This is a genomic window from Micromonospora ureilytica, assembly GCF_015751765.1.
GTDB classification, from domain to species: Bacteria; Actinomycetota; Actinomycetes; order Mycobacteriales; family Micromonosporaceae; genus Micromonospora; species Micromonospora ureilytica.
In genome coordinates, this window is the sequence record NZ_JADOTX010000001.1 from 288,148 (window position 1) to 314,822 (window position 26,675).

General features: G+C 71.9%; 28 protein-coding genes. 15 read left to right on the plus strand and 13 right to left on the minus strand.

The genetic code is table 11. The annotated features are described in order from the left end of the window. Window positions 1–56 precede the first annotated feature (56 nt). The 3 genes from IW248_RS01360 (at window position 57) to IW248_RS01370 (ending at window position 2,924) form a co-directional block, all read left to right on the plus strand. Window positions 57–1,196: a glycerate kinase family protein gene (locus IW248_RS01360; protein ID WP_196925321.1), complete on the plus strand. Its 1,140-nt coding sequence runs from the start codon at window positions 57–59 to the stop codon at window positions 1,194–1,196. A gap of 180 nt (window positions 1,197–1,376) precedes the next feature. Further along, the gene (gene erpA, locus IW248_RS01365; RefSeq protein WP_124774267.1) at window positions 1,377–1,745 is read left to right on the plus strand and encodes an iron-sulfur cluster insertion protein ErpA; all 369 of its coding nucleotides are present in this window, start codon (window positions 1,377–1,379) and stop codon (window positions 1,743–1,745) included. Window positions 1,746–1,943: 198 nt separating this feature from the next. Continuing rightward, window positions 1,944–2,924, plus strand: a complete 981-nt coding sequence (locus IW248_RS01370) for a carbohydrate kinase family protein (RefSeq protein ID WP_124820724.1) — start codon at window positions 1,944–1,946, stop codon at window positions 2,922–2,924. A gap of 29 nt (window positions 2,925–2,953) precedes the next feature. Here IW248_RS01370 and IW248_RS01375 read toward each other — a convergent pair whose 3' ends face one another. Both IW248_RS01375 and IW248_RS01380 read right to left on the minus strand, forming a co-directional pair. Then, window positions 2,954–3,187, minus strand: coding sequence for a sulfurtransferase TusA family protein (locus IW248_RS01375; protein WP_124820720.1), 234 nt, complete (start codon window positions 3,185–3,187; stop codon window positions 2,954–2,956). Beyond that, complete coding sequence (locus IW248_RS01380) at window positions 3,184–4,335, minus strand: cysteine desulfurase family protein (RefSeq protein WP_196925322.1); 1,152 nt, start codon at window positions 4,333–4,335, stop codon at window positions 3,184–3,186. The genes IW248_RS01375 and IW248_RS01380 overlap by 4 nt, the downstream gene beginning before the upstream one ends. Before the next feature lie 230 nt (window positions 4,336–4,565). On the opposite strand from IW248_RS01380, the gene ctaC reads away from it, so the two are divergent. Both ctaC and IW248_RS01390 read left to right on the plus strand, forming a co-directional pair. Beyond that, window positions 4,566–5,537 carry an aa3-type cytochrome oxidase subunit II gene (gene ctaC, locus IW248_RS01385; RefSeq protein ID WP_196925323.1) on the plus strand — a complete coding sequence of 324 codons (972 nt, stop codon included), beginning with the start codon at window positions 4,566–4,568 and terminating at the stop codon, window positions 5,535–5,537. 9 nt (window positions 5,538–5,546) lie between these two features. Then, window positions 5,547–5,972: a cytochrome c oxidase subunit 4 gene (locus tag IW248_RS01390; protein ID WP_196925324.1), complete on the plus strand. Its 426-nt coding sequence runs from the start codon at window positions 5,547–5,549 to the stop codon at window positions 5,970–5,972. A 119-nt stretch (window positions 5,973–6,091) separates the two neighbouring features. Here the strand turns inward: IW248_RS01390 and IW248_RS01395 are convergent, their stop codons facing one another. The 4 genes from IW248_RS01395 to IW248_RS01410 form a co-directional block, all read right to left on the minus strand. After that, window positions 6,092–6,295, minus strand: a complete 204-nt coding sequence (locus IW248_RS01395) for a hypothetical protein (protein WP_196925325.1) — start codon at window positions 6,293–6,295, stop codon at window positions 6,092–6,094. Between the two features lie 166 nt (window positions 6,296–6,461). After that, complete coding sequence (gene trpD, locus IW248_RS01400; RefSeq protein ID WP_196925326.1) at window positions 6,462–7,505, minus strand: anthranilate phosphoribosyltransferase; 1,044 nt, start codon at window positions 7,503–7,505, stop codon at window positions 6,462–6,464. Window positions 7,506–7,596: 91 nt separating this feature from the next. Continuing rightward, window positions 7,597–7,992 carry a helix-turn-helix domain-containing protein gene (locus tag IW248_RS01405; protein ID WP_196925327.1) on the minus strand — a complete coding sequence of 132 codons (396 nt, stop codon included), beginning with the start codon at window positions 7,990–7,992 and terminating at the stop codon, window positions 7,597–7,599. A gap of 103 nt (window positions 7,993–8,095) precedes the next feature. Then, the gene (locus IW248_RS01410; RefSeq protein ID WP_372431672.1) at window positions 8,096–9,016 is read right to left on the minus strand and encodes a cytochrome c oxidase assembly protein; all 921 of its coding nucleotides are present in this window, start codon (window positions 9,014–9,016) and stop codon (window positions 8,096–8,098) included. A 108-nt stretch (window positions 9,017–9,124) separates the two neighbouring features. Here IW248_RS01410 and ctaE point away from each other — a divergent pair, with 108 nt between their 5' ends. From ctaE to IW248_RS01435, 5 genes are all read left to right on the plus strand, one after another. Then, window positions 9,125–9,724 (plus strand): aa3-type cytochrome oxidase subunit III, encoded by a 600-nt coding sequence (ctaE, locus tag IW248_RS01415; RefSeq protein WP_196925328.1) that lies wholly within the window; start codon window positions 9,125–9,127, stop codon window positions 9,722–9,724. 70 nt (window positions 9,725–9,794) lie between these two features. Beyond that, window positions 9,795–10,631, plus strand: coding sequence for a cytochrome bc1 complex diheme cytochrome c subunit (gene qcrC / locus IW248_RS01420; protein WP_196925329.1), 837 nt, complete (start codon window positions 9,795–9,797; stop codon window positions 10,629–10,631). A 64-nt stretch (window positions 10,632–10,695) separates the two neighbouring features. Continuing rightward, complete coding sequence (qcrA, locus tag IW248_RS01425; RefSeq protein WP_196925330.1) at window positions 10,696–11,784, plus strand: cytochrome bc1 complex Rieske iron-sulfur subunit; 1,089 nt, start codon at window positions 10,696–10,698, stop codon at window positions 11,782–11,784. Further along, complete coding sequence (qcrB, locus tag IW248_RS01430; protein WP_196925331.1) at window positions 11,781–13,412, plus strand: cytochrome bc1 complex cytochrome b subunit; 1,632 nt, start codon at window positions 11,781–11,783, stop codon at window positions 13,410–13,412. Before qcrA ends, qcrB begins: the two co-directional genes overlap by 4 nt. Window positions 13,413–13,605: 193 nt before the next feature. Further along, a complete protein-coding gene (locus tag IW248_RS01435) occupies window positions 13,606–14,298 on the plus strand; it encodes a DUF4142 domain-containing protein (RefSeq protein WP_124820709.1) in 693 nt (230 codons plus the stop codon). 105 nt (window positions 14,299–14,403) lie between these two features. Here IW248_RS01435 and IW248_RS01440 read toward each other — a convergent pair whose 3' ends face one another. The 5 genes from IW248_RS01440 to IW248_RS01460 form a co-directional block, all read right to left on the minus strand. Continuing rightward, on the minus strand, window positions 14,404–14,691 hold the full coding sequence (locus IW248_RS01440; protein ID WP_074313163.1) for an Lrp/AsnC family transcriptional regulator: 288 nt from the start codon (window positions 14,689–14,691) through the stop codon (window positions 14,404–14,406). 79 nt (window positions 14,692–14,770) lie between these two features. Then, entirely contained in the window at window positions 14,771–15,640 is an 870-nt protein-coding gene (locus tag IW248_RS01445; RefSeq protein ID WP_196925332.1) for a nucleotidyltransferase family protein, read from the minus strand. Next, window positions 15,637–16,179, minus strand: coding sequence for an NUDIX hydrolase (locus IW248_RS01450; protein ID WP_196925333.1), 543 nt, complete (start codon window positions 16,177–16,179; stop codon window positions 15,637–15,639). The genes IW248_RS01445 and IW248_RS01450 overlap by 4 nt, the downstream gene beginning before the upstream one ends. 52 nt (window positions 16,180–16,231) lie before the next feature. Next, entirely contained in the window at window positions 16,232–18,025 is a 1,794-nt protein-coding gene (locus IW248_RS01455) for a RelA/SpoT family protein (protein ID WP_196929992.1), read from the minus strand. A gap of 128 nt (window positions 18,026–18,153) precedes the next feature. After that, entirely contained in the window at window positions 18,154–19,908 is a 1,755-nt protein-coding gene (locus tag IW248_RS01460) for a DEDD exonuclease domain-containing protein (RefSeq protein ID WP_196925334.1), read from the minus strand. A 127-nt stretch (window positions 19,909–20,035) separates the two neighbouring features. On the opposite strand from IW248_RS01460, the gene IW248_RS01465 reads away from it, so the two are divergent. The 5 genes from IW248_RS01465 (at window position 20,036) to IW248_RS01485 (ending at window position 25,223) form a co-directional block, all read left to right on the plus strand. Continuing rightward, on the plus strand, window positions 20,036–21,532 hold the full coding sequence (locus tag IW248_RS01465) for an NYN domain-containing protein (RefSeq protein ID WP_196925335.1): 1,497 nt from the start codon (window positions 20,036–20,038) through the stop codon (window positions 21,530–21,532). Between the two features lie 73 nt (window positions 21,533–21,605). Next, a complete protein-coding gene (locus tag IW248_RS01470) occupies window positions 21,606–22,325 on the plus strand; it encodes a DinB family protein (protein WP_196925336.1) in 720 nt (239 codons plus the stop codon). Between the two features lie 196 nt (window positions 22,326–22,521). Then, window positions 22,522–22,740 carry a hypothetical protein gene (locus IW248_RS01475; protein ID WP_196925337.1) on the plus strand — a complete coding sequence of 73 codons (219 nt, stop codon included), beginning with the start codon at window positions 22,522–22,524 and terminating at the stop codon, window positions 22,738–22,740. A gap of 102 nt (window positions 22,741–22,842) precedes the next feature. Next, the gene (locus IW248_RS01480; protein WP_196925338.1) at window positions 22,843–24,102 is read left to right on the plus strand and encodes a M48 family metalloprotease; all 1,260 of its coding nucleotides are present in this window, start codon (window positions 22,843–22,845) and stop codon (window positions 24,100–24,102) included. Continuing rightward, a complete protein-coding gene (locus IW248_RS01485) occupies window positions 24,099–25,223 on the plus strand; it encodes a glycosyltransferase family 4 protein (protein WP_196925339.1) in 1,125 nt (374 codons plus the stop codon). Before IW248_RS01480 ends, IW248_RS01485 begins: the two co-directional genes overlap by 4 nt. A 13-nt stretch (window positions 25,224–25,236) precedes the next feature. On the opposite strand, the gene IW248_RS01490 is transcribed toward IW248_RS01485, so the two are convergent. Together IW248_RS01490 and IW248_RS01495 are read right to left on the minus strand one after the other, a co-directional pair. Then, window positions 25,237–25,899: a lysophospholipid acyltransferase family protein gene (locus IW248_RS01490; protein ID WP_196925340.1), complete on the minus strand. Its 663-nt coding sequence runs from the start codon at window positions 25,897–25,899 to the stop codon at window positions 25,237–25,239. Window positions 25,900–25,919: 20 nt separating this feature from the next. Continuing rightward, window positions 25,920–26,504 carry a TetR/AcrR family transcriptional regulator gene (locus IW248_RS01495; RefSeq protein ID WP_196925341.1) on the minus strand — a complete coding sequence of 195 codons (585 nt, stop codon included), beginning with the start codon at window positions 26,502–26,504 and terminating at the stop codon, window positions 25,920–25,922. Window positions 26,505–26,675: the final 171 nt, after the last annotated feature.

Consider the following 26,675-nt stretch of genomic DNA (forward strand, 5'->3'; position numbering starts at 1 on the left):
CCCACAGCAGGAGCGCGACGCAGCTCCGCTCGGTGTGGGCTGCCACACTGCTCGGCATGCGCGTGCTGCTCTGCCCGGACAAGTTCGCCGGCACCCTGTCCGCACCGGAGGTGGCCGCCGCGGTCGCCGCCGGTTGGCGCACCGTCACCGACGGCGACGATCTGCTGATCCGGCCGCTCGCCGACGGTGGGCCGGGCTTCGTGGAGGTGCTCGCCGAAGCCCTCGGCGGTCGGCGGGTGCCGGTGCCGACTGTCGATCCGCTGGGCCGGCCGGCGGCCGGTGAGATCCTGCTCACCGCCGACGGCGCGACCGCCTATCTGGAGAGCGCGCAGGCGTGCGGCCTGCACCTGCTCTCCGCCGCCGAGCGCGACCCGAAGACCACCACCTCGTACGGGCTGGGTCTGCTGGTGGCCGCCGCGGTGGAGAGCGGCGCCCGCACGGTGGTGATCGGGCTGGGCGGCTCCGGCACCAACGACGGCGGCGGCGGAATGCTCGCCGCGCTGGGCGTGACCCCTCTCGACCAGGGCGGGGCGGCGCTGCCGTACGGCGGGGCGGCGCTCGCCGCGGTCGATGCGCTGGATGGCGCGCCCCGGCTGCGTGGCGTCCGGCTGGTCGCGGCCACCGACGTGGACAACCCCCTGCTCGGCCTGCACGGCGCGAGCAACGTGTTCGGCCCGCAGAAGGGCGCCGACCGCGCTGACGTGCTGCTGCTCGACGCGGCCCTGGAGCGTTTCGCGGCGGTGCTGGAACGGGACCTGGCCGGTTGCCCGGCGGGGCTGGGCACGCTGCCCGGAGGCGGGGCCGCCGGCGGCATCGGGGCGGCGCTGCTCGCCCTGGGCGGCGACTGCGAGTCGGGGATCGGCCTGGTCACCCGGGCCACCCGACTCGACGCCGCGTTGGACACCGCCGACCTGGTGATCACCGGGGAGGGGTCGTTCGACCACCAGTCGCTGCGCGGCAAGGTCGTCGCCGGGGTGGCCGGCGCCGCCCGCGACCGGGGAGTCCCCTGCGTGGTGGTGGCCGGGCAGGTCAGCACCGGCCGGCGGGAGGCCGCCTCGGCCGGGGTGACCGATGCGTACAGCCTGGTGGAGCACTTCGGCGGCGAGGAGAGCGGCGGGCTCGACGCCGCGCTGAGTCGGCCCGCGGAGGGGCTGCGCGAACTGGGCGTCCGGTTGGCCCGGCAGTGGAGCCGCTGAGCATCCCGACCGCCCGTGTGCCCGCCGCCACTGGGGCCGACCTGGGGCGGGGGTCACGCCACGCGGGTGAGCCCGGCCAAGGCGGCGTACGATCGGCTGAGGACCACAACCGGGAATCACTGGACGGCGCGCGACGTTGGCCAGTGCGTCCGGACCCAAACCGCGCAGGGAGACTTCCACGTGACCACGCCAGCGCAGACCGAGTCGACCGAGGCCCAGGCCCCTACTTCCGTCGTCCTCACCGACGTCGCGGCGCAGAAGGTCAAGGCCCTGATCGAGCAGGAGGGCCGCGACGACCTGCGGCTCCGCGTCGCCGTGCAGCCGGGCGGCTGCTCCGGCCTGCGGTACCAGCTCTTCTTCGACGAGCGTTCGCTCGACGGTGACGTCGTGACCGACTTCGGCGGTGTAGGGGTCGTCGTCGACCGGATGAGCGCCCCGTACCTTTCCGGCGCGACTATCGACTTCGCCGACCGGATCGACGCCCAGGGCTTCACCATCGACAACCCCAACGCGGGCAGCTCCTGCGCCTGCGGTGACTCGTTCAACTGAGTCACACCACACACCAGCGACGATGGGGCCGTTCTTCGGGACGGCCCCATCGCCGTACCGGTCGGCGGTCGCAGCGGCCCGGGAGCGATCCCGGAGGGTGCCGTGGCGGGCTGGTTGCCGTTGTCCGACCGAGCGGTGACCATCGGGTTGCCGTCCCGGTAGGCTGACCGCGCCCTGCTCCCGACCCCGAGGGTTGACATGAAGATCGCCGTCACCGGCTCGATCGCCACCGATCACCTGATGAGCTTCCCCGGTCGCTTCGCCGACCAGCTCATCGCCGATCAACTGCACAAGGTGTCCCTCTCCTTCCTGGTGGACGACCTGGTGCTCCGCCGCGGCGGCGTGGCGGCGAACATCTCCTTCGGGATGGGTCAGCTCGGGCTGCGCCCGGTGCTGCTCGGCGCGGTCGGCGCCGACTTCGCCGACTACCGCTCCTGGCTGGAGCGCCACGGGGTGGACTGCGACTCGGTGCACATCAGCGAGGTGGCGCACACCGCCCGCTTCGTCTGCACCACCGACACCGACATGTGCCAGATCGCCTCGTTCTACGCCGGTGCGATGAGCGAGGCCCGCAACATCGAGCTGGCCCCGGTCGCCGACCGGCTCGGCGGTCTGGACCTGGTGCTGGTCGGCGCGAACGACCCGGAGGCGATGCTGCGTCACTCGGCCGAGTGCCGCACCCGCGGGTACGCCTTCGCCGCCGACCCGTCCCAGCAGCTCGCCCGGATGCCCGGCGAGGACGTGGTGGCGCTGATCGAGGGCGCCGAGTACCTGATGACCAACGACTACGAGAAGTCGCTGCTGCAGAGCAAGGCGCAGCTGAGCGACGACCAACTGCTGGACCTGGTCAAGGTGCGGGTCACCACGCTGGGCAAGCACGGCGTGGAGATCGCCGGGCGTGGCATCGACCCGATCCACGTACCGATCGCGCGGGAGATCCGGGCGGTCGACCCGACCGGCGTCGGCGACGGCTTCCGGGCCGGCTTCTTCACCGCGCTCTCCTGGGGTCTCGGCCTGGAGCGCGCCGCCCAGGTCGGCTCGCTGCTGGCCACGCTGGTCCTGGAAACCGTCGGCACCCAGGAGTACGACGTCCGCCGCGACCTGTTCGTCAAGCGCCTGGCCGAGTCCTACGGCGACACCGCGGCAGAAGAGGTCCGCCCCCACCTCCTCCCGGCGTAGTCCCCCCACGCCCACCCCATCCCAGGGGGTCAGTGGGTGCGGCGGACGTCGTAGGCGGGGCCTTCGGGGCCGTTGACGGAGCCGAGGAACTCCTGGCCACGCATCCGGCACCAGGCGGGGATGTCGACAGCCGCCGCCGGATCGTCGGCCAGCACCCGGACCACAGTGCCGACCGGCACCTCGGGCATCCGTCGCGCCGCCGCGATCACGGGCAGCGGGCAGCGTTGCCCCCGACAGTCGATCACCTCGTCCGGCATCGTCACAGCCCCACCACCCCGGCCTCGGCGCGCAGCCCGGCGACGATCCCGGGCAAGTCGGTCAGGAACCGCTCCACGTCCGCCTCGGTCGTCTCCCGGTGCAGGCTGACCCGCACGTTGCCGTGCGAGAGCACCCCCATCGCCTCCAGGACGTGCGACGGACGCAACGTGGACGAGGTGCAGGACGAGCCGGACGACACGGCGAAGCCGCGCCGGTCCAGGGCGTGCAGCAGCGCCTCCCCGTCGACGTACAGGCAGGAGAAGGTGACCAGGTGGGGGAGCCGGAGCACCGGGTCGCCGACCACCTCCACGTCGGGCACCTCGGCCGCGACCCGCTCCCGGATCCGGTCCACCAGGGCGGCCAGCCGGGTCGCCTCGGCCGCCGCGTCGGCCGCCGCCGCGCGCAGGCTCGCCGCCGCCGCCACGACCGCGGGCAGGTTCACCACCCCGGGGGTACGTCCGCTCTCCCGCTCGTCGGCCGGCCAGGGTGACTCCCAGCGAGTGCCCTTGCGGACCGCCAGCACCCCCACCCCGGGTGGCCCGCCCCACTTGTGGGCGCTCGCGGTGAGCACCGACCAACCGGCCGGCAGGGGCACCCGGCCCACCGACTGCGCCGCGTCCACGTACAGCGGCACACCCACGTCGGCGCACGCGGCCGCCGCCTCGGCGACCGGCTGCACCGTCCCCACCTCATGACTGGCGGTGATCAACGCGGCCAGCGCGACCCCCGGGGCCCGAACGGCTGTCGACCACGCGGTCAGGTCCAGTCGGCCCAGCCGGTCGACCGGCACCGCGGTGGCGGTCCCGCCCGCGCCGACGTGCCGTTCCGCCGCGTGCAGCACCGCCGAGTGCTCGATCGCCGAGTGCACAAGCGTCGACCCGACCCGCCGCCGCCCCGCCAGGCCCCCGAGCACCGCGCCGTGGGCTGCGGTCGTACCGCTGGGGGTGAAGGACACCTCATCGGCGCGGACGCCGAGCGTCAGCGCGGTGGCCTCGCGGGCGGCGTCGAGCAGTTGCCGGGCCCGGCGGGCCTGCGTGTACAGCTTGCCCGGGTCGGCCCAGCCGTCGTCGAGCGCGGCCAGCAGCGCCTGCCGCGCGACCGGATGCATCGGCGCGGCGGTCGCCGCGTCCAGGTAGACCGGGGATGCACTCACAGGCCCGCCTTCGTTCGCGGCTGCGGGGCTCGCAACCCCGGCTCACTCCTCGCACTCACAGATCAAGACGCTATCGCGGCGGTATGCCTAGGATCCCCCCGATGGGGGTCGGACAGTGACCCCACCACGGCCGAGTCCGTCATGGTCGAGTAATCTGCGACCGTCGGTGACGCCTTTGCCGCCGGTGCTGACGAAGGACGCACCGCGGCGCGCTAGGGAGGCAGGACCAGGTGGTCGCAAGGAGTTCGGAGGTACGGCCGTCGGCCGTACGGCACAGCGCTTCCCCAGGGGTTGGTGGACGCCGGGGGCGTGGTGCTGGTCGCCTGACCGGGCTCGGTCTCGGTGGCGTGGCGTTGCTGGTTCTGCTCACGGGCTGTGACGTCGGTCAGACGTTCCACGGCTTCGGCTGGCCGCAGGGCGGCATCTCGCCGGAGTCCAAGCGGATGTACGACCTGTGGATCGCCTCCTGCATCGCCGCGCTCGCGGTCGGCGTCTTCGTGTGGGGCCTGATCTTCTGGTGCGTCGTGCGTTACCGCAAGCGTGGCAACGCGCTGCCGGTGCAGACTCGCTACAACATGCCGATGGAGTTCCTCTACACCATCGCGCCGATCCTGATCGTCTCCGTGCTCTTCTACTACACGGCGATCGTGCAGACCGACGTCGACAAGTTGTCGAAGAACCCGGACGTCACTGTCGAGGTCGTCGCGTTCAAGTGGAACTGGCAGTTCAACTACCGCGACGGCCAGGGCACGGAAGCCCGCACCACCGCGTCGACGCTCGGCACCAGTGAGGTCATCCCGGTGCTGGTGCTGCCGACCAACCGGTCCATCCGGTTCGAGGAGACCAGCCGCGACGTCATCCACTCGTTCTGGGTGCCGGAGCTGCTCTTCAAGCGGGACGTCATGCCGGGCAAGATCCGCAACGTGTTCGAGGTTTCCAGCCTGGACGCCGAGGGTGCCTACGTCGGGCGCTGCGCCGAACTGTGCGGCAGCTACCACGCGTTCATGAACTTCGAGCTGCGGGTGGTCTCGCCGGAGAAGTACGACCAGTTCCTCGCGGCCAAGCAGAGCGGCAAGTCGACCCAGGACGCGCTGTCCGCGATCGGTGAGCAGCCGTACGCGACGACCACGCAGCCGTTCGACACGCGGCGGACGCAGGACAACTTCAACCCGGACAAAGTTCCGGCCCGCACCGGAAGCTGAGGCAGCGGCATGAAGACCGAGTGGCGTATCTTCCTGATCATCGCCGGGTTCCTCTTCGGTGCCACGATCCTCTACGGCGCGTGGACGCACGGCGAGTCGGGCGGCGTCGAGTGGGTCGGCACCGTCGCCCTGCTGCTGTCGTTCCTGCTCTGCTCGATGTGCGGTGGCTTCTTCTGGTTCGTCTCCCGCCGCATCGACCTGCGCCCGGAAGACCGCCCGGATGCCGAGATCGCGGACGGCGCCGGTGAGGTCGGCTTCTTCAGCCCGGGCAGCTACTGGCCGTTCGGTCTGGCGCTGGCCGCCGCGATCGCCGCGCTCGGCATGGTGTTCTGGCAGTTCTGGCTGATCGGTGCCGGCCTGCTGGCCGTTGTCTTCGCCGCCTGTGGGCTCCTGTTCGAGTACTACAGCGGCACCCGGCGCACCGCCGAGCACTGACACCCCGGTCGCCGTCGCGACCGACCCCGCACGACGAAGGCCCGTTCCCCGAGTGGGGGAGCGGGCCTTCGGTCATGGTGCCGGCAGGTCGGCGGGGCTGTGGTCGGGTGGCGCCGGGGTCAGGCTGCGCGGCGGCGGGCGGGCTGGCGGCGGCGGTCGGCCAGCCGGGTGACCGGGATGGCGAACGCGCTGACCACCACGGCGGCGCCGCAGTCGGTGCAGATCAGCTCTGGACAGTCGGTGCCGTGGCCGTCGACGCAGGGCGGCGCCTCGAACAGCGCCACGCCCTCGCAGACGTCGCAGTAGAGCTCGCGATGCGACACGGGCGTCTCCTCTCGATACCAGGCGAACCGCCCCCGGATGCGACAGTGACGCACCGACGGCAGCAGAGAACTACTCAGCTGTAGTTTCCCAGACGGGTCCGACAAATCTCCGCGCACCGTCGCCCGCCCGTCGCCCGCCCGTCGGCGTCCGGCGGCGGTGGTGCGGTCAGGCGTTGGCGGTCTCGATCCAGCGGTCCAGGGTCGAGGCGGCCGAACCGGAGTCGATCGACTCGGCCGCGCGGGCCAGGCCGGCACGCAGCGCCTCGGTCAGGTCGCCGTCCAGCGGGCCCTGGGTGGCCAGCGCCGCCGCCGCGTTGACCAGCACCGCGTCCCGCACCGGGCCCGTCTCGCCGGCCAGCAGGCGACGGGCCACACCCGCGTTGTACGCGGCGTCACCGCCGCGCAGGTCCGCGATGGTGGACCGGGGCACCCCCAGGTCCGTCGCGTCCAGCACGGCCTCGCGTACGGTGCCGCCCTGAGCCGCCCAGACCCGGGTCGGCGCGGCGGTGGTGAACTCGTCCAGCCCGTCCTCGCCGCGCATCACGATCGCCGAGTCGCCACGAGCCGCGAACACGCTGGCCATCACCGGGGCCATCCGGAGGTCGAAGCAGCCGACCGCGCCGGCCATGGGGCGGGCCGGGTTGGTCAGCGGGCCGAGGAAGTTGAAGAAGGTGGGCACCCCCACCTCGCGGCGGACCGGGCCCGCGTGCCGCATCCCCGGGTGGAACCGGGCCGCGAAGCAGAACCCGATGCCGGCCTCCTCGACACAGCGGGCGACCTGCTCCGGGCCGAGATCCAGCGGGATGCCGAGGAACTCCAGCAGGTCGGCGGTGCCGCACAGGGAGGAGGCGGCCCGGTTGCCGTGCTTCACGACCCGGACGCCAGTGCCGGCGACCACCAGCGCCGTCATCGTGGAGATGTTGACCGTGTGGGCGAGGTCACCGCCGGTGCCGACCACGTCGAGCGCAGTGCGGCGCAGCTCCTCGGGGAGCGCCACCGGGACCGCGCGACCCAGCATCGCCTCCACCAGGCCGGCCAGTTCCGCGGGGGTTTCCCCCTTGGCCCGCAGCGCCACGGCGAAGGCGGCGATCTGCGCCGCGCTCGCCGAGCCGGTCATGATCTCGTCCATGGCCCAGGCGGTGTCGGCGGTGGAGAGTTCGTCACCGCGCAGCAGCGCGTTGAGCAGGTGCGGCCAGGTCCGATCGCCCATGGCGGGCCTCCCGAGCATGCGAAGTGCGGGTGGGCTGGAACCGGCGCCGAGGAGATCCGGCGCCGTGGGGGTGCCGGAGGAGCGTGGGACGTCAGGCGGGTGCGTGCGTCCGCAGCAGCTCGGCCACCGTGCCGCCGGTGGTCACCGGGTCGAGCGGGTGCACGAGCGTCGCGTCGACCTCGGCGTACGCGGCGAGCCATCGGTCGGCGGCGCGGGCGATCACCAGGCAGGTCGGGGGAGCGTCGTCCCGGTCGTCCTTGATCTGTCGGGCGATGCCGATGCCGCCGCCCGGGCTCGCCTCACCGTCGAGCAGCAGCAGGTCGATCTCGTAGTCGTCGACCAGCCGGATGGTCTCCGCGTAGGTCGACGCCTCGACGAACTCGATCTGCAGACCGGGCGCGGGACGGGTGCCGACAGCCATCCGCATCCGATCACGGACCTGCGGGTCGTCGCTGTAGAGCAACACGGTGCAAAGACGATCGGTCATGCCGGAACTCCCACCTCGTAGCTGCCCGCAGATCGTACCGGTCGGCGTGACGTAGCCGACATCCCGCCCGGGGTGACGGGTCGGGGCGTACCGTCCGGGCAGCTCAGGCGGGCGCGGCGTCGGCGGCGCGCTCGCGGGCCTCCTGACGGTCCAGCTCGCGGTCCACCCGGCGGGCCTCCCGCTCGGACTGCTTGACCCACTGCACGACCAGCACCGCGAGCATGGTCACACTGACGAATTCGCCACCGGCCCAGAGGATGCCGCCGGCGACCACCTGGTCCTGCCAGGGGTCGACCCAGCCGAGGTTGAGCGACGGGTACCAGTCGCCGCCGAAGAGCGTGCTGCTCTGCATGATGGTGAGACCGAGCACTGTGTGGAACGGCACGGAGAGCAGCATCAGCAGCGCACGCGCCGGGTACGGCCAGCGGCCCGGCAGCGGGTCGAGGCCGAGCAGCGGCCAGAAGAACACGCAGCCGGTCATGATGAAGTGCGCGTGCACCAGCTCGTGCGCCCAGGCGTGTTCGAGGGTGTAGCGGTACAGGTCACTGAAATAGAGCACGAACGGGTTGACCACGAAGATGGCGAACGCCACAAGCGGGAAGCTGTAGACCCGGGCGACGCGGCTGTGCACGATCGCGAGCAGGCGCTTGCGCGGCCGGACCGGCAGGGTTCGCAGGGCCAGGGTCATCGGCGCGCCCAGCGCCAGGAAGATCGGCGCCACCATGGACAGCACCATGTGCTGGATCATGTGCACGGAGAGCAGCGCGGTGTCGTACGCGTGCAGCCCGCTGACCGTGACCAGCGCGATGCCGCCCAGCCCGGGGCCGAGGAAGAACACGGTACGGACGATCGGCCAACGGTCGCCCCGCAGCCGCAGCCGGTACACCCCATAGAGGTACAGGCCGGCGGCGAGCACCAGGCCGAGGGCCAGCCAGCTGTCCAGCCGGGTCTCGGTCAGCACCGCGCCGACGGTGAACGGTGGCGGGGCCGAGGTGGCGGCGAAGATCGGATCGACGTGCAGCACGCTTTTCAGGCTAGGCCAGGCGAACCGGACCTTGACGGCCGGGCCACGGAAGGCGCAGGTTTGCCACCCCGCTGATCGCCGGCCCCGGTCAGGGGCAATAATGACGGCGTGACTGCGGCCCCAGCCATTGACAAGAGCCGGATCCACTCTCTGACCCGACCGAACATGGTCAGCGTCGGGACGATCGTGTGGCTCTCCAGCGAACTCATGTTCTTCGCGGCGCTGTTCGCGATGTACTTCTCGATCCGCGCGGCTGCGCCGGAGCAGTGGGAGAAGCACACCGAGGCGCTGAACATCCCGTACGCGACCACCTTCACGGTGATCCTGGTGCTGTCCTCGGTGACGTGCCAGCTCGGCGTCTTCGCGGCGGAGAAGGGTGACGTGCACGCGCTGCGGCGCTGGTTCACCGTCACCTTCGTGATGGGCCTGATCTTCGTCCTCGGTCAGCTGAACGAGTACCGGCACCTGGTCGAGGACGGCATCAAGATCAACGGAGACGGGTACGGATCGGTGTTCTACCTGACCACCGGCTTCCACGGCCTGCACGTGACCGGCGGTCTGATCGCCTTCGTCATCTTCATGGTCCGTACGACCATGGGCCGGTTCACGCCGGCGCAGGCGACGTCGGCGATCGTCGTGTCGTACTACTGGCACTTCGTCGACGTCGTGTGGATCGGGCTGTACGCCATGATCTACTGGCTCCAGTGATCTTGCGCGTCACATTCCGCGCTGCTGCTCCGTCCCCTGAGACAGGTCCAACCGGTTAAGGACACCGCTCATGACTTCTGACAACGACCGCCGACGCGGTCTGCTCGCGCGGTTGCGTGAGCGGCCCGCCGCGCGCAGCAGGGGCCGCCGCCGGCTGGGCGCCGCGGTCCGGCTGATCGCCGCGCTGATGCTCGCCGGCGGCGCCTACACCGTCTTCGCCCCGGGCGCCCAGGCGCAGGACAACCCGCAGCTGACCGGCGCCGCCGCAGAGGGCAAGGCGCTGTTCGACGTGAGCTGCGTGACCTGCCACGGCCGCAACGCCCAGGGTGTCGAGGGCCGCGGGCCGAGCCTGATCGGCGTCGGCGCGGCATCTGTCGAGTTCCAGGTCAGCTCCGGGCGGATGCCGCTGGCCCGCCAGGAGGCCCAGGCGCACCGTAAGCCCCCGGTCTTCACCGACGAGCAGACCCGCCAACTGGCCCAGTACATCCAGGAGCTGGGCGGCGGTCCGGTCGTGCCCGAGGGCGACGACCTCCGCGAGGACGGCAACATCGCGTCCGGCGGCGAGCTGTTCCGGATCAACTGCTCGCAGTGCCACGCCTTCGGTGGCGGCGGCGGCGCGCTCTCCTCGGGCAAGTTCGCCCCGAGCCTGCACCCCGCGACCGACCGCCAGATCTACGCGGCGATGTTGAGCGGCCCGCAGAACATGCCGGTGTTCGGCGACAACCAGCTCCGGCCGGAGCAGAAGGCCGACATCATCGCCTACATCCAGGAGACGCTGAAGCACGACCAGGACCCGGGCGGGTTGAACCTCGGGCGGTACGGCCCGTCCACCGAGGGCCTGGCGATCTTCCTGGTTGGCATCGTGGCGCTCGTCTTCGCTAGCCTGTGGATTGCGGGTAAGTCGTGATCGAGCAGGGCATCCGATTCAGTGCCGTGGTGCCGCTCGGCGCCACCCGTAGCGAGGTGACGGCATGAGCACCCACACCGAGCACCCGGCCCCGCAGGGTCAGGAGCCGCTCGACGTGAACGACCCCAAGCTGACCCGGTTCGACATCGTTCGTGAGGGCGCGCGCAGGGACGACATCGAGATCGTCCACTACGAGCCGCAGGTGCTTCCGGGCACCAAGGCGGAGCGTCGGCTGACCCGGGTTGTCGCCGGCTTCTTCCTGATCACCGGCCTGGCCGCGACCGCATTCCTGGCCATCTACATCTGGTGGCCGTGGCAGTACGAGGCGGGCAGGGGTGGCGACAAGTTCTACACCCCGCTGCTCGGCTTCACCCTCGGCGTGGCGCTGCTCGCCGTCGGCTTCGGCATCCTGACCTGGGGCAAGAAGTTGCTGCCCAAGGAGGTCTCGATCCAGGACCGGCACGAGGGTCAGGTGGACTCCGAAGGCCGCACGATCACCGGCCAGACCATGCTCTACATGGCGGACGAGCTCGGCGTGAAGCGTCGCCCGCTGCTCGGCATCTCGCTGCTGGCCGGTCTCGCGCCGGTCGCCGCGGTCGCCGCGGCACCGCTGGTCGGCGGGCTGATCTCGCAGCCGCACAAGAACAACCAGATGTTCACCACCGGGTTCGCCATGCCCGAGGGCGGCCAGCGGATCCGCCTGGTCCGCGAGGACGGCCGGCCGATCCGCCCGGCGGACATCAGCACCGGTGGGCAGCTGACCGTCTTCCCCGGCATCGACCACGGCGTGAGCAACAAGCACGCCGACTCGCCGACGCTGCTGATCCACCTCCGCGACTCCGACGCGCAGGAGTCGCGCCGGGCCAACGAGCGGGTCGGCCACGGTGACTACATGTGGGGCAACTACGCGGCGTTCTCCAAGATCTGCACGCACGCGGGATGTCCGGCAAGCCTGTACGAGCAGCAGACCAACCGGCTGCTCTGTCCGTGCCACCAGTCCCAGTTCCTGATCACCGACAACGCCCGGCCCATCTTCGGCCCCGCCAGCCGGCGGCTGCCGCAGCTGCCGATCGAGGTGGACTCCGAGGGCTTCTTCGTGGCGAAGTCCGACTACACCGAGACCGTCGGGCCTGATTTCTGGGAGCGGCCATGAAGCGTCGAAAGTTTGACCTTGCGGCGACGCCGGGCAAGGCCGCGGTGGGAGTGGACGACCGCTTCGCGGTGGCCACCCCGTTGCGCAAGCTACTGAACAAGGTCTTCCCGGACCACTGGTCCTTCCTGCTCGGCGAGATCGCGCTGTTCTCGTTCGTCGTGCTGCTGCTGACCGGTGTGTTCCTCACCTTCTTCTTCGAGCCGGCGATGACCGAGGTGGTCTACGACGGCAGCTACGCGCCGTTGCAGGGCACGCCGATGTCCGCCGCGTACGCCTCCAGCCTGGACATCTCGTTCGACGTCCGCGGCGGTCTGGTGATGCGGCAGATGCACCACTGGGCGGCGCTGCTGTTCATGGCCGCGATCGTCGTGCACATGCTCCGGGTCTTCTTCACCGGCGCCTTCCGCAAGCCGCGTGAGACCAACTGGATCATCGGTTCGCTGCTGTTCTGGGTCGGCTTCCTGGCCGGCTTCACCGGCTACTCGCTGCCGGACGACGGCCTCTCCGGCACGGGCCTGCGGATCGCCTCGGCGATCATGCTGTCCATCCCGGTGATCGGCTCCTGGGTCACCTCGTCGGTCTTCGGCGGCGAGTTCCCTGGCACGATCATCATCAGCCGGTTCTTCATCGCCCACGTGCTGCTCATCCCCGGTCTGCTGGTCGCGCTGATCAGCGTCCACCTGGGCCTGGTCTTCAAGCAGAAGCACACCCAGTGGCCCGGCCCCGGCCGGACCAACAACAACGTGGTCGGCGAGCGGATGTTCCCCCGGTACGCGCTGAAGCAGGGCGGCTTCTTCATGGTCGTCTTCGGCGTCATCGCGCTGATGGGCGGTCTGTTCCAGATCAACCCGATCTGGCTGTTCGGCCCGTACGAGGCGTGGGTGGTTTCGGCCGCCAGCCAGCCCGACTGGTACGTCATGTTCCTCGACGGGTCGACCCGACTCATGCCGGCCTGGGAGATTCCCATCCCGATCGGTGACGGGTACGTCATCCCGCCGCTGTTCTGGCCGACTGTCGTGCTGCCCGGCATCCTGGTGGGCCTGTCGACGATGTACCCGTTCCTGGAAGCCCGGCACCTGAAGGACCGCGAGAGCCACAATCTGCTCGAGCGTCCCCGGGATGCTCCGGCCCGGACCGCCGTCGGCGCCATGGCCGTCTCGTTCTACATCGTGCTGACGCTCTCCGGCGCCAACGACGTGATCGCGGACAAGTTCCAGATCAGCCTGAACGCGATGACCTGGGCGGGCCGGATCGGCCTGCTGGTGGTCCCGCCGCTGGCGTACTACGTCACCTACCGGCTCTGCCTGGGTCTGCAGCAGCACGACCGGGAGGTGCTCGCCCACGGCGTGGAGACCGGCATCATCCGGCGCATGCCGGACGGCCGGTTCGTCGAGGTGCACCAGCCGCTCAGCGCGTCCAACGGGCACGCGGACGGCCACGGCCAGTTGGACTACGTCGGCTGGGTCGTGCCGAAGAAGATGAACCGGCTGGGGGCCCTCGGCCCGGCCATCCGGGGCTTCTTCTACCCGATCGAGAAGCCGGTCGAGGCGCCGGTCTCGCCGGGGCACCCGCCGGTCGAGGCCCGACCCGAGCGCGAGGAGATCGGCAGCGGCGAGAGCCGCCGCTGACCGCCCATTCGCACCGTTACGTGGCGCCCGCCGGATTCCGGCGGGCGCCACGTCGTTTTCCACACCCCCCGCCCATCCGACCAGGAGTCGGACGGCCACGGCGGGACCGGTCGACCCCGTGCGACGGGCGATCGCAGGAATAACCCCGGTGAGCCGGGTATCCGTGCGGTCCAACGTCTCAAGGGGGGGAAGCATGTTGGGTATCAAACGCCTCGGCCTGTTGGCCGCGCTGGTACTTGTCGGTGTCGCGCCGGCTGCGGCCGCGCAGGCCGCGGCACAGCCGTCGACGCAGGACACCCAGTACCTGCAGGCGGTACACCAGGTCAACCTGTTCGAGATCACCGCTGGTGACCTGGCCCAGCAGAAGGGTCAGGACCAGGGGGTCAAGGACCTGGGCGCGATGCTGAAGACCGACCACACCCAGCTGGACCAGACGGTGCAGCAGACCGCTTCGCAGCTCGGGGTGGAACTGCCGAACGAGCCCAGCGCCGATCAGCAGGCGGTCATCGACAAGCTGAACAACGCCAGCGGTGCGGAGTTCGACCGGCTCTGGGTGACCAGTGAGCTGGCCGGTCACGTCCAGGCCATCCAGGCCACCCAGACGGAGATCTCGCAGGGCTCCGAGCAGTCGGTGGTCCAGTTGGCGCAGACGGCGCTTCCGACGCTGCAGACGCACTACGACGAGTTGGTGGCGCTCGCCAACAAGCTGGGCATCCCGGTTCCGCAGACCAGCGCCAGCGGTACGCCCAGCCCGGGCGGCACCGGCACTGAGTCGCCGGCTCCGGGCGGCACCGGCACCGAGTCGCCGGCTCCGGGCGGTGGCAGCACCGAGTCCCCGGCTCCGGGCGGCGGCACCACTGAGGTGCCGGCTCCCAGCGAGAGCTGACGTAGCCACAGCAGACGGCCGGTCCACCCAACGCGGTGGACCGGCCGCCCTGTGCGCGTCAGGCGCCGTCGTGGGGCCGGCACGGACCCCGAAACGGCGGGCGGGTCAGTCGGCGCTGGCCAGGCCGATCGCGAACGCCTCCTCCAGGTCGTGCTGGGAGTACGCCCGGAAGGCGATGTGCGACTCGGTGTTGAGCACGCCCGGGACCTTGGAGATGCTGCCTGCGATGACCTGGGCGATCTGGTCGAACTCGCGGACCCGGACGATGGCGATGAGGTCGACGTGCCCGGCCACCGAGTAGACCTCGCTGACACCGGGAAGGTTGGCCAGGTTTTCCGCCACCTCGGGGATCGCATCGGTGGCGCAGTCGATCAGCACGATCGCGGTGATCACGGGGCATTTCTCCGTTCGTCGGCGTCGTCGCCCATGCTAGATGTTTCGGTCCGAGACCGGAGGCGGGAGCCGTCGGTGCTCAGCCCTGGGCGGGGCAGGGCACGGTCAGGTCGTTCCCGGCCCGGATCACGTTCCGCAACCGCTCGCCGGCGCGTACTGTCGCGCCCGGCCACACCACAGTGCGGAACACGTCGCCGTGCACCCGCGCCCCCGCGCCGACCACCGACTCCACGCAACGGCCGGTCACCGTCGCGGACTCCTCGACGAGAGCGCCCCCGGACGCGGCGTGCAGGTTGGCCGCCAGGTAGTCGGCCGGGGTGCCGGTGTCGAAGAAGGTGCCCGGGTAGGGCACCACCGTCAGGGCGCCCGCGGCCTCGGCCGGCCGCCACACGGCGCGGACCAGGTCCGAGAAGGCGACCGGCAGGTCCCGGACCAGCCGCCAGGGCAGCAGCGAGAAGCCGGTGAAGCAGTGCCCGGCGAAGGTGCCCGGCGCCGCCGGGTCCGCGGCCGGCTGGCCGAGCAGGCGCACGCTGCGCCCGTCCCAGCCGTCGAGCAGGGCGGCCACGTCCGGGCCCGGGGGAGCAGCCGGGTCGGCGAGGTACGCGTCGGCGTTGCCGACCAGCACCGGCCGTCCGTCGATCCAGTCCCGCAGGTTGGCCACCCCACCCGCGGTGCCCAGTGGGTCGCCCGGCTCCACCGACAGGTGCGCGCGGTCACCGACGTGCGCCACCACCTGGTCGCCGAGGTAGCAGGCGTTCACCGCGACCCGGTTGGGACCGGTCAGCCCCAGGCCGGCCAGCCGCGCCAACGCCCGATCCAGCAGGGGCACGTTGCCGACCGGGCAGAGCGCCTTGGGCACCCGTTCGGTGAGCGGGCGCAGCCGGGTGCCCTCGCCGGCGGCGAGCACCACAGCGCACAACTCGGCCGGCGCGGAGGCCCCGCCGGTCATGGCAGGTCGTCGGGGATCGGGGGCGGGAACTGCCCGGCCAGCGGCCCGATGTCGTAGTAGGCGAGCAGCCGGGCGGTCGGCCAGGTCAGCTTGGGCAGGTCGTCCAGGGGGTGCCACGCGGCCTCGAAGACCTCCGCGCCGTCGACCGCCAGCTTGGTGTCGGACGCGGGCACCTCGGTCTCGAAGACCATGTCCACCCAGCCCTTGGCGTGCACGATCGCGTTCGGCACCGCCGGGCGTAACCGGGACGGGGGGAGTCGGACGCCGGATTCCTCGAACAGTTCGCGGGCCGCACCCACCACCGGGGGCTCGCCCCGATCCAGGAGACCGGCGGGCAGCGACCAGCCCTTACCTGGCGGTTGGCGCAGCATCAGCAGCCGGCCCGCGCCCGTCGCCTCGGAATCGCGGACCAGGGTGACCGCGCCGACGATGTACTTGGGCATCGCCAGCTTGACCAGGCGCCGACGCACCGGCAGCGGCAGCCGGTAGAAAGCCTGGTAGAAGACGGCCCGACCGGTGGCGCGGGAACGGGGGATCATGGCTCCAGGCTAGTGGTCGCGAATGTCCCTCGGACGCGCTGGGCCGCCAGGGTCACTGTCGATGGTCGACCAGGTCGATGAGCTGGCGGACCACGGTGTCCGGTTCGATCACCCGGTCGAAGACCGCGACCAGCAGGGTCTCCAGGTCGGGGTAGCCCAACTCCTCGGAGAGGCGCAGCAGTGGCAGGTCACTGGCGAGGCCCCGGTTGTGCTGGCGCAGGGCGAGCCCGATGGTGGCCCGGCCGAGGCGCACCTTGTCGCTGATCGTGATGCCCGGCTCGGTGTGCTCGGCGAACCACCTGTTGATCTGCATCTGCGCGTGCGGCGACTTGACGAAGCTCAGCCACTCCCGGCGGGGGCCGCGTGGCGCCACACCTGCCTCGAAGCCGTTGTCGCCGTCGTTCTCGGTGAAGATCTCCACCACGTCGCCCTCGTCCAGCTCCGAACTGAGCGGGGCCAGCCGACCGTTGATGCGGGCGGCCAGGCAGTGGTCGCCCCGGTCGTTGCCCAGCTCGTACGCGAGGTCGACAGGTGTGGCACCGGCGGGCAGCACGACCTGCCGCCCGTCGGAGAAGACCTGGATCTGCCCCTCGGCGAGGTCGCAGCGCAGCGATTCGAGGAACTGTGCCGGGTCGGCGGCGTCCGGCTCCCAGTCGAGCACCCGGCGCAGCCAGTCCAACTGCTCGGCGCGGGCCGCGGCGCTGCTGCTGCCCGAGCGGGGGAAACGGAAGTCGGCGGCGATGCCGTACTCGGCCGAGCGGTGCATCTCCTCCGTGCGGATCAGCACCTCCACAGTGCGGTCCTGGGGGCCGCAGACGCTTGTGTGCAGCGAGCGGTAGAGGTTGTTCTTCGGTGACGCGATGAAGTCCTTGAAGCGGCCGGCCACCGGTCGCCAGGTGCCGTGGATCGCGCCGAGCGCGGCGTAACAGTCGGTGGCCGGGCCGTCGACCACCACCACGATGCGGGGCAGGTCGTACGGGGCCGTGTGGCCGCCGGCGATGGTGTCCTTCCAGATCGAGTAGAGGTGCCGGGGACGAGGGGTCACCACGGCGTCGACCCGGCCGCGGCGCAGCGCCACCCGGGCCTGGGTGACCACCGAGTCGAGGTACGAGTCCCAGCCCGGCCGGTCGTGCACGTGCCGGGCCAGCCGGGCATGCTCGTCGGGCTCAAGGTGCAGCAGCACCACGTCGTCCAGCTCGCGCTTGAGGGTCTGGATGCCCAGCCGGTCACAGAGTGGGACCAGCACCTCCTGGGTCTTGCGGGCGATCCGTTCCCGCGACGACGCGGAGCGCACCCCGAGCGTGCGCATGTTGTGCAGCCGGTCGGCGAGTTTGATGATCAGCACCCGGACGTCCTTGGCGGCCGCGACGATCATCTTGCGGATCGTCTCCGCCTCGGCGGCCTTGCCGTAGAACGCCTTGTCGAACTTGGTCACCCCGTCGACCAGGTGGGCCACCTCGCCGCCGAAATCCTCGGAGAGCGCCTGGAGGGTGTAGCGGGTGTCCTCCACGGTGTCGTGCAGCAGCGCCGCGACCAGGGTGGTGGCGTCCATTCCCAGCTCGGCGCAGATCTGCGCCACCGCGAGGGGATGGGTGATGTACGGTTCCCCGCTCTTGCGGAACTGCCCGCGGTGCATGTTCTCCGCGATCGTGTAGGCACGGCGCAGCACCGCAGGGTCGGTGCCGGCGTGGATGCCCCGATGGGTGCGGACCAGCTGGGTGACCGGGTCGGAGTCGGTGGTCGGCCAACTGAGCAACGACCGTAGCCGGCGGGCGAGCGGCAGCTCACCTGGCTGTGTCGGCAGGGCGCCCCCCAGGGCGGCGCCGTGTCCGGCGTCGACGTCCACGAGGGACACCTCCTCACCCCGGCTCCGCGTCGCCGGAACCCCGGCGGCGGGAGCAGGCCCACGAATCGGGCAGGACTGCACTTCTCTAACAGCCTAAGCGAGTCGACGTAGTCCGATCGGTCAGTTGGTCATGAGCGTTCGGTCGAGAGTTGGTGGGACGCGCCGCCCTCGGCCTTCGCCAGCAGGTCACGGAACCGACCCGCACCACTCGCCGGAGAGGACCAACCGGAGGACATCTCGACGAGTCGGGTCTCCGGTCGCTCCAACCAGGACAGGATCCGCTCGGACTCCTCGGCGGTGGCGGCCGGCACCGGACCGTGCCCGCCCGACACCGTCTCCGCGGTGGCCCGGATCGTGGCCAACGTGGGACGCGGGTGCACGCCCGGCGGGGACACCCCCGCGCCGGCCAGCCGGCCGTGCCGGACCAGCGCCAACTCCCAGCCGCCCCGGGCGGCCGGCCGGGCCGCAGCCAGCTCGACGATCCCGGTCAGCGCGGCCAGCCGCTGCATCCGCACGGTGGCCCGCAGCACGGCGGCCAGCCGGGACCGCACCACGGCGGCCTCCTCGTAGCGCTGGTCACGAGAGAGCGCGTCGATCCGCGCGAGGAGCGCGTCCACCACCGGCTGGGGGTCGCTGGCCGTCGCGGTCCGGAAGGGCGCGGCGGCGCTGTCGTCGTACTCCTCGGGGGTGATCTTGTGCTCGCAGGGCGCCGGGCAGCGACCCAGCTCGGCCAGCGCGCAGGCCGGCGTGACGGTGCGCAGCGAGAGCCGGTGCGTGCACTGGCGCAGCGGCACCGCGTCGTGGAAACCGGCGGCGGCCAGCTCGGCGGCTCGCCGGGAGGTGAACGGCCCGAGGTACGCGGTGTCGGTGGGGGAGAGCTCGCGGACGATCGACAGCCGAGGGTACGGACCGTCGGTCAGCTTCAGCCAGACCATCCGTTCCGGGTATTTGGACCGGCGGTTGTACGGCGGGGCGTGGGCGGCGATCAACCGCAGCTCACGGACCTCCGCCTCCAACGAGTGGGCGCACTCCACCGCCTCGACCCGTTCGGCCGCGCCCAGCATCTCGGAGATCCGGGCGCGCTTCTCGCCGGCGGTGAAGTAGCTGCGCACCCGGGTGGCGATGTCGACGGAGGTGCCCACGTAGAGCGGCCGGTCGTCGGCGGCCCGGAAGATGTAGACCCCGGGGACCTTGGGCAGCCCCTCGGCCAGGTGCCGCTTGCGGCGCTGGGTCGGGGTGACCGCGCGGGCGAACTCGATGGCGTCGCCGACAGTGTCCACCCGGTGCCCGCCGAGCCGACCGATCAGCCCGTGCAGCACGTCGACTGTGGCCTTCGCGTCGTCCAGCGCCCGGTGCGTGGGCTGGGTGGCGGTGCGGAAGTAGGCGGCCAGGGTGCCCAGCTTGCGGTTGGGCACCTCGTCGCGGGTCAGCACCCGGCGGGCGAGCGCAGCCGTGTCCAGTACCCGGGGGTTGGGCCAGCGGTAGCCGTGCTTCGCGCAGGCGGCCTTGAGGAAGCCCACGTCGTACGGGGCGTTGTGGGCCACCAGCACCGCCTCGTCGATGAACTCCAGGAAGCTCGGCAGCACCTGCTCGATCGGTGGCGCCGGCACCAGCATGGCCTGGGTGATGCCGGTCAGCACGGTGATGAAGGGCGGAATCGGCTGCCCGGGGTTGACCAGGGTCGCCAACACCCCCAACTGCTCGCCACCGCGCACCTTGACCGCGCCGATCTCGGTGATGCCGCCGCCGTCCGGTGCCCCGCCGGTGGTCTCCAGGTCGACCACCACGAAGGTCGTCGCGTAGAGCGGCAGCGCCGGGTCCACCCCGCCCACCGCCGGGTCGAGACCGGCCAGTGACTCCTGGACGTACTCCGCCTGTGCCATCGGCGGCACGCTAGCGCCACGGTCCGACACTCCCGTCGCAGCCGTCCCATCCGTCACCATGGGGCTAGGATGAGAGATCGGCTCACTCACCGGGCGGTGGGCCCGGTCGCGGTGGGAGACTTGCCACATGCCCCTCACCGAGCCGTACGACGACCACCTCCCGCAGGAGGACACGGTCGCGCTCGACGGTGCTCTGGGCAACCCGGACGACAACGTAGTCAACAACACATCGGGCGCATCGGACCCGACAACGACGGGCGACGACCCCGGCGCCGAGCCGGCGCCGACCCTGCCCGAGCTGGAGCCGACCCTGCCCGAGCTGGAGCCGACCCTGCCCGAGCCGGTCCGGCAACGGATCGTGACGCTTACCGCGGCGGTGCTGCCCACCCTCCCTCCCGACGAGGTCCCCGTGCCGTTGCGCCGGGTGGCCAAGTTCGCCCCCAACCGGCGTGCCCGGCTCGGCGCGCCGGTCATCGCCGCCCAGCTCACCGCCGACCCGCTGTTCCGGCAGCGGGTCACCGCGCGGGTCCTGACCGACGCCGGTGACCTCGGTGCGGCAGTGGTCGAGGGCACCGCGCCGGCCGCCGCCGACCCGGTCGAGGTGGCCGCTCTGGCCTACCTGGCCCGGCCCCGTGGCTGGCGGGAGCTGATCGACGCCAGCGGCGCCGCCGTGCGCGCCGAGGCGGACAGCGCCGTCGTCGCCGAGTTGGTCCGCGAGGCAGAGCAGCGGGCCACCCGGGCCGAGCACGACCGCGCGGTAGCCCGGGTCGAGGCAGAGAAGCTCCGCGACGAGCTGGCCCGCGTCCGCGAGGAGCTGGGTCAGCTCCGCGAGGAGTCCCGGCAGACCGCCCGCACCCTGCGGGAGACCCAGGCCCGCGAACGGAAGGCCACCGAGCTGCTGGCCACCGAGCGCGGCCGGGCCGCACGCGCCAGCGCCGACGTGGACGCCGAGCTGCGCCGCGCCCGGGCCCGGCTGGCCGAGGCCGAGGCCTCCGCCGGGGTGGCCCGGGCCAGCGCCAAGGAGGCGCGTTCGGTCGACGACGCCCGGCTCTGGCTGCTCCTGGAGACCATCGGTCAGGCCGCCGTCGGGCTGCGCCGGGAGCTGGCGCTCGACCCGGTGGACAAACTCCCCGCCGACTTCGTCGCCGACGCGTTCGCCGAGCAGCCGGGCACCGCCCCGGCCGGCCCCGCCGCCCGCGCCCGCGACACCGACGACCCGGCCCGGCTCGACCAACTACTCGCCCTGCCCCGGGCGCACCTCGTGGTCGACGGCTACAACGTCACCAAGCGTGGCTTCGGTGAGATGTCCCTGGAACAGCAACGCAAACGCCTCATCACCGGGCTGGGCGGGATCGCCGCGCAGACCGGCGACGAGGTCACAGTCGTCTTCGACGGCGCCGAGCGGATGCACGGGCTGCCGCCCGCGCCGCGCGGCGTGCGGGTGCTCTTCTCCCGCAAGGGTGAGACCGCCGACGAGCTGATCCGGCGGCTGGTCCGCGCCGAGCCGGCAGGTCGGCCGGTGGTCGTGGTCTCGTCGGACCGCGAGGTCGCCGACGGGGTACGCCGGCACGGGGCGTACCCGCTGGGCGCGGACTCGCTGCTGCGGCGGCTCGCCCGCTCCTGACCCCGTCTTGGCCTAACCGGTTGTCGTACCCGAACGTTAGCGTCGCTGCTGTCGCTGACGGGAGGGAGTCGCCATGGCTCAGGACGAGGTCACGGTCTTCGTCGACAAGGACCTGCGGGGTGCCCGGTTCAACAGGTCGACACTGGCGGGTGCGGTGATGCGGGGCGTCGACGTGGATGGCCTGGACATCGACGCGCCGTGGCTGGCCGAGGGCACGCTCCTGGTCAACGGCGTCGATGTCGTGCCGCTGGTCGAGGCCGAGCTCAACCGACGGTTCCCCGGGCGCGATCTCCGGCTGGCCAAGGACCCGGACGACCTGCGCCTGGCGTGGACGGCGATCGAAGGAGCCTGGGCGTCCGTGGTCGACCGGGTCCGGTCCATGCCGCAGGGCGCGGTCGACGTCTCGATCGACGGTGAGTGGTCGTTCGCGCAGACCTTGCGTCACCTCGTGTTCGCCGCCGACGCGTGGTTGGGCAAGGCGATCCTGCGCCTGCCCCAGCCTTTCCACCCGCTCGGTCAGTCGCACGTCGAGTACGAGACCGACGGCTTCGACATGTCGGTCTTCGCCACCGGGCAGCCGACCTTTGAGGCGGTCCTCCAGGTGCGGGCCGAGCGACAGGCAATGGTGCGCGACTTCCTCGCGACGGTCACGCCGGAGCTGCTCGCCGAGTCTCGGCCGAGCGCCTGGTGGCCGGAGCACGTCGTTTCCGTCCTGCACTGCCTTCACGTGATCCTCGGCGAGGAGTGGCAGCACCTCCGCTTCGCCCTGCGTGATCTCGACGCCCAGGGCTGAGACGTCGCCCCAGCGGCCGGGGGTTCCGGTCGAGTGGGATACCCCGATTTCGCTGATCTGGAGTGGATCTAGCCCTGAAACGGGCGGTCGGACGGGGTTCCTGTCGTACCCGGTGGTTAGTGTCGATGTCACCGACGGTGCTCGGTCGGCGACGAAAGGGCGTTTACCGAGCACCGAGAGCCGATCAGGAGGCACGATGCTCATCGACTGCGACGGGTGCGCGAAGCGGGCCGACGGCTGTTCCGGCTGCCCGCTGACTGCCCTGTTCGACGAGACGTCCCCGGCGGCCGGGCTGGTCGCCGCCGAGGTCGAGGCCATCGAGGTGTTCGCCCGGGCCGGCTTCGACGTGGAGGTGCTGACCGCGCCGGCGCGCCCGGAGGCGGCTCGCCGTCGTGCCACCCGCCGCGTCGCCTGAGCGCGACACCGCGCCCGGAAGCGGGCTTTTCGCGGGCCATAGGATGAGCGGTCACGGCGGGAGGAGCGGTGCGATGAGCGGGGAACAACGGGCGGTGACGCGGTGACCCCGCGCGGCTGGGCGCTTGTGGCCCTGGCCGGGCTGACCGTCGCCCTGGTCGTGCTGGCCGCCCTGCTCATCCCGTGGCACCGCCCGCCGGCGCCCCGGGCCGACCAGCTCGCCGCGCTCGGTGACCTGCCGGCCGAGCAGGTGGCCAAGGGCCGGGAGTTCCGGTCCGCGCTGCGCCCCGGCGGCTATGCCGCGCTCGCCGTTGGGCTGCTGATCGCCCTCGCGCTCGGGTTGACCCCGCTGGGCAGCCGCCTGGTCGAGCTGGTGGGCCGGCCGTTCGGCGGGCACTGGGCCGCGCAGGCGGTGCTCGGCGGGCTGGCGGTGGTGCTCGTCGCCGACCTGGTGACGCTCCCGTTCGCCGCCTGGCGGCAGAGCGTGCTCACCCGCTACGAGTTGAGCACCAACGGCTGGAGCGGCTGGGCCGTCGACCTTCTCAAGTCGTACGCGGTCAGCGCGGTGATCGGCGCGGTGGCGCTGTTCGGGTTCTACGCGGTCATCCGACTCGCGCCACGCTGGTGGTGGGCGTTCGGCGCGGCCGGCGCCGCGGTGCTGGTGGTGCTGCTGTCGTTCGTGCTGCCGGTGCTGGTGGAGCCGGTGTTCAACAGGTTCACCCCGATGGAGCAGGGCCCGCTGCGCACCGAGCTGATGAGCATGGCCGCCCGCGACGGGGTGCCGGTGCGTGACGTGCTGGTCGCCGATGCCTCCCGCCGCACCAGAGCGGTCAACGCGTATGTCTCTGGTCTCGGGCCGACCCGGCGGGTGGTCGTCTACGACACGCTGCTGCGCGAGGCGACCCCGGCCGAGGTGACCGCCGTCGTGGCGCACGAGTTGGGGCACGCGAAGGACTCCGACGTGGCGGCCGGCACGCTGACCGGGGCGCTGGGTGCTGCGGCGGCCGTGGTGGCGCTCTACCTGCTCGGCTCGTGGGGGCCGTTGCTGCGGCTGGCCGGTGTCGACTCGGTAGCCCAACCGAGAGCGTTCCCGCTGTTGGTCGCCCTGGTCACGGTGGCCGGGCTGGTCGCCGCTCCGGTCCAGGCGCTGATGTCCCGACGGGTGGAGGCGCGGGCCGACGCGCACGCGCTCGCGCTCACCGACGACCCGGAGTCCTTCGAGTCGATGCAGCGCCGGCTCGGCTCGGTCAACCTCGGCGATCCCGACCCGCCCCGCTGGGAATACCTCTACTCGGCCTCGCATCCGTCCACCGTGGAGCGGATGGCCGCCGCCCGCGCGTACGCCCGGGAGGCCGGCCGATGAACCGCACCCTGCTGATCACCAACGACTTTCCGCCCCGCCCGGGTGGGATCCAGTCCTTTGTACACAATCTCGCGGTCCGTCAACCGGCCGGCTCGGTGGTCGTCTACGCGTCGAGCTGGCGCGGGGCCGCGAAGTTCGACGCCGACCAGCCGTTCGAGGTGATCCGGGAGCGCACCCGGGTGCTGCTGCCCACCCCGTTGATCGCCCGCCGGGCGGCCCGGTTGGCTCGCGCGTACGACTGCGACACTGTGTGGTTCGGCGCGGCGGCCCCGTTGGGACTGCTCGCGGCCGGCCTGCGGCGACGGGCCGGCATCCGCCGGGTGGTGGCCCAGACCCATGGTCACGAGGTCGGTTGGGCGGCGGTGCCGGCCGCCCGGCCGGCGCTGCGGCGCATCGGTCGGGGTGTGGACGTGACCACCTACCTCGGCGAGTACACCCGTAGCCGGTTGGCCCGCGTACTGGACGGGGTGACCGAGCTGCGCCGCCTCGCGCCCGGGGTCGACGTGGACACCTACCACCCGACCGTGGACGGTGAACAGGTCCGGGCCCGACTCGGGTTGACTGACCGGCCGGTGGTCGTCTGTGTGTCCCGGCTGGTGCCGCGCAAGGGTCAGGACACGCTGATCCGGGCCCTACCGGAGATCCGCCGCCGGGTGCCCGACGCGGCGCTGCTGATCGTCGGTGGCGGGCCGTACCGGGCGACCCTGGAGAAGCTGGCCCGCCAGACCGGTGTGGAACGGGACGTGGTGTTCACCGGCACGGTGCCGTCGGTCGAGTTGCCGGCGCACTACGCGGCCGGTGACGTCTACGCGATGCCGTGCCGCACCCGCAACCGTGGCCTCGACGTCGAGGGGCTGGGCATCGTCTACCTGGAGGCATCCGCGACCGGCCTACCGGTGGTGGCCGGTGACTCCGGGGGCGCACCGGACGCGGTCCGCGAGGGGGAGACCGGCTACGTCGTACGCGGCCGGGACGTCGCCCAGCTCGCCGACCGGGTCGCCCGGCTGCTCGCCGATCGGGATCTGGCCCGCCAACTGGGCGCGGCGGGCCGGGCGTGGGTCGAACGGGAGTGGCGCTGGGAGGCGCAGGCGGAACGCATGACGGCGCTGCTCGCCGGCTGATCGCCGCCCACGTTCAGCTCTCCCGGGCGGGCGCGTAGTGCGGCACGTACTCCTGGCCGGTGAGTTTCTGGATCGCCGCCATCACCTCGTCGGTGACCGTCCGGATGTCGCGCGGCCCGTTGATCCGCTCGGCGACCGGGATCGGCGGGCCGAACCGCAGGGTGATCGGGTGTCGACGGGGCAGCCGCGCGTCGACCGGCAGCACTTCGGCGGTGCCGGTCACGCCGACCGGGATGATCGGCACCCCGGCGTCGCGGGCCAGCCGGGTCATTCCGACCCGGCCCCGGTAGAGCCGCCCGTCCGGGGAGCGGGTGCCCTCCGGGTAGACGGCGACCAGGCCGCCGGCGCGCAGCACCGGTATGGCGGCGTCGAGGGCGCGCAGGGCGGCCCGGCCGTCGGCGCGGTCGACGGGGATGGCGCCCATGCCGGCGACGATCCGCCGGTTGAGCCAGCCGCCCGGACCCCGACCGTTGAAGTACTCGACCTTCGCCCAGAAGGTGACGTGTCGGGGTGTCGAGGCGACGAGAAACAACTCGTCGGCCACGGAGAGGTGGTTGCCGGCGAGGATCGCGCCGCCGTCCCGGGGCAGATGCTCCAGCCCCTCCACACGCGGTCGCCAGCCAAACCGCAGCGCGGTACCGACGGTCAGCTTGGTGACGTCGTACAGCAGGGGCACGTGTCCTCCGGGGTCGAGTTTCAGGCGGGTGCCGGGCCGAGGTGGGCCTCCAACGCGGCGCGCAGCAGGGCGTCGTCGTCGGTGGCCCCGGTGGCGAGCGGCAGGCTACCCCAGGCCCAGAGTTGGGCAATGCCGTGCAGGTTCGCCCAGAGCGCGCCGGCGAGCACCGCCGCGGGCGCGTCGGTGGGCCGGCGCGTCCGCGCCACCAGGTCGGCCAGGATGGCGAACAGCGGCAGGCTCGTCTCGCGTAGCCGCAGCCGGCCGCTGTCCAGCAGGTCGTGACGGAACATCAGCTCGAACATGCCGCGGTGGGCCGCCGCGAAGTCCAGGTACGTCCGGGCCAGCGCGGTCAATCGGGTACGCGGGTCGGCGTCGACGTCGCGCATCGTCTGCTCGACCCGGGCGGTGAGGTCGGCGAAGCCCTCCCGGGCGATGGCGGAGAGCAGGTCGACGTGGGTGGGGAAGTAGCGGCGCGGTGCACCGTGTGAGACGCCGGCACGGCGGGCGATCTCCCGCAGTGACACCGCCGACTGGCCCTCGCGCAGCACCAGATCCACGCCGGCAGCCACCAGCCGCCCTCGTAGCCCCGTCTCGTCCGCGCGCATAGACAGTGTCTACCAGCAACCGTAGACGCCGTCTACCTCGGCGGTGGGGTTGGCTTGAGCAGGCCTGTCCTCGGCGGCCTGCCGTGCCTTGCCGGGATCAGCGTGATGCCTGTGAGTCATCACGATGACTCACAGGCATCAGGCTCATCGGAGTATCAGGCCCCGCGCTGT

What these genes read in the sequence shown, in the direction of transcription:
- IW248_RS01360 (WP_196925321.1), top strand. Translation starts at nt 57, where the DNA reads ATGCGCGTGCTGCTCTGCCCGGACAAGTTCGCCGGCACCCTGTCCGCA.
- IW248_RS01370 (WP_124820724.1), top strand. Translation starts at nt 1,944, where the DNA reads ATGAAGATCGCCGTCACCGGCTCGATCGCCACCGATCACCTGATGAGC.
- IW248_RS01390 (WP_196925324.1), top strand. Translation starts at nt 5,547, where the DNA reads ATGAAGACCGAGTGGCGTATCTTCCTGATCATCGCCGGGTTCCTCTTC.
- trpD (WP_196925326.1), bottom strand. Translation starts at nt 7,505, where the DNA reads ATGGGCGATCGGACCTGGCCGCACCTGCTCAACGCGCTGCTGCGCGGT.
- IW248_RS01405 (WP_196925327.1), bottom strand. Translation starts at nt 7,992, where the DNA reads ATGACCGATCGTCTTTGCACCGTGTTGCTCTACAGCGACGACCCGCAG.
- qcrC (WP_196925329.1), top strand. Translation starts at nt 9,795, where the DNA reads ATGACTTCTGACAACGACCGCCGACGCGGTCTGCTCGCGCGGTTGCGT.
- qcrA (WP_196925330.1), top strand. Translation starts at nt 10,696, where the DNA reads ATGAGCACCCACACCGAGCACCCGGCCCCGCAGGGTCAGGAGCCGCTC.
- qcrB (WP_196925331.1), top strand. Translation starts at nt 11,781, where the DNA reads ATGAAGCGTCGAAAGTTTGACCTTGCGGCGACGCCGGGCAAGGCCGCG.
- IW248_RS01435 (WP_124820709.1), top strand. Translation starts at nt 13,606, where the DNA reads ATGTTGGGTATCAAACGCCTCGGCCTGTTGGCCGCGCTGGTACTTGTC.
- IW248_RS01445 (WP_196925332.1), bottom strand. Translation starts at nt 15,640, where the DNA reads ATGACCGGCGGGGCCTCCGCGCCGGCCGAGTTGTGCGCTGTGGTGCTC.
- IW248_RS01450 (WP_196925333.1), bottom strand. Translation starts at nt 16,179, where the DNA reads ATGATCCCCCGTTCCCGCGCCACCGGTCGGGCCGTCTTCTACCAGGCT.
- IW248_RS01460 (WP_196925334.1), bottom strand. Translation starts at nt 19,908, where the DNA reads ATGGCACAGGCGGAGTACGTCCAGGAGTCACTGGCCGGTCTCGACCCG.
- IW248_RS01465 (WP_196925335.1), top strand. Translation starts at nt 20,036, where the DNA reads ATGCCCCTCACCGAGCCGTACGACGACCACCTCCCGCAGGAGGACACG.
- IW248_RS01470 (WP_196925336.1), top strand. Translation starts at nt 21,606, where the DNA reads ATGGCTCAGGACGAGGTCACGGTCTTCGTCGACAAGGACCTGCGGGGT.
- IW248_RS01475 (WP_196925337.1), top strand. Translation starts at nt 22,522, where the DNA reads ATGCTCATCGACTGCGACGGGTGCGCGAAGCGGGCCGACGGCTGTTCC.
- IW248_RS01485 (WP_196925339.1), top strand. Translation starts at nt 24,099, where the DNA reads ATGAACCGCACCCTGCTGATCACCAACGACTTTCCGCCCCGCCCGGGT.
- IW248_RS01495 (WP_196925341.1), bottom strand. Translation starts at nt 26,504, where the DNA reads ATGCGCGCGGACGAGACGGGGCTACGAGGGCGGCTGGTGGCTGCCGGC.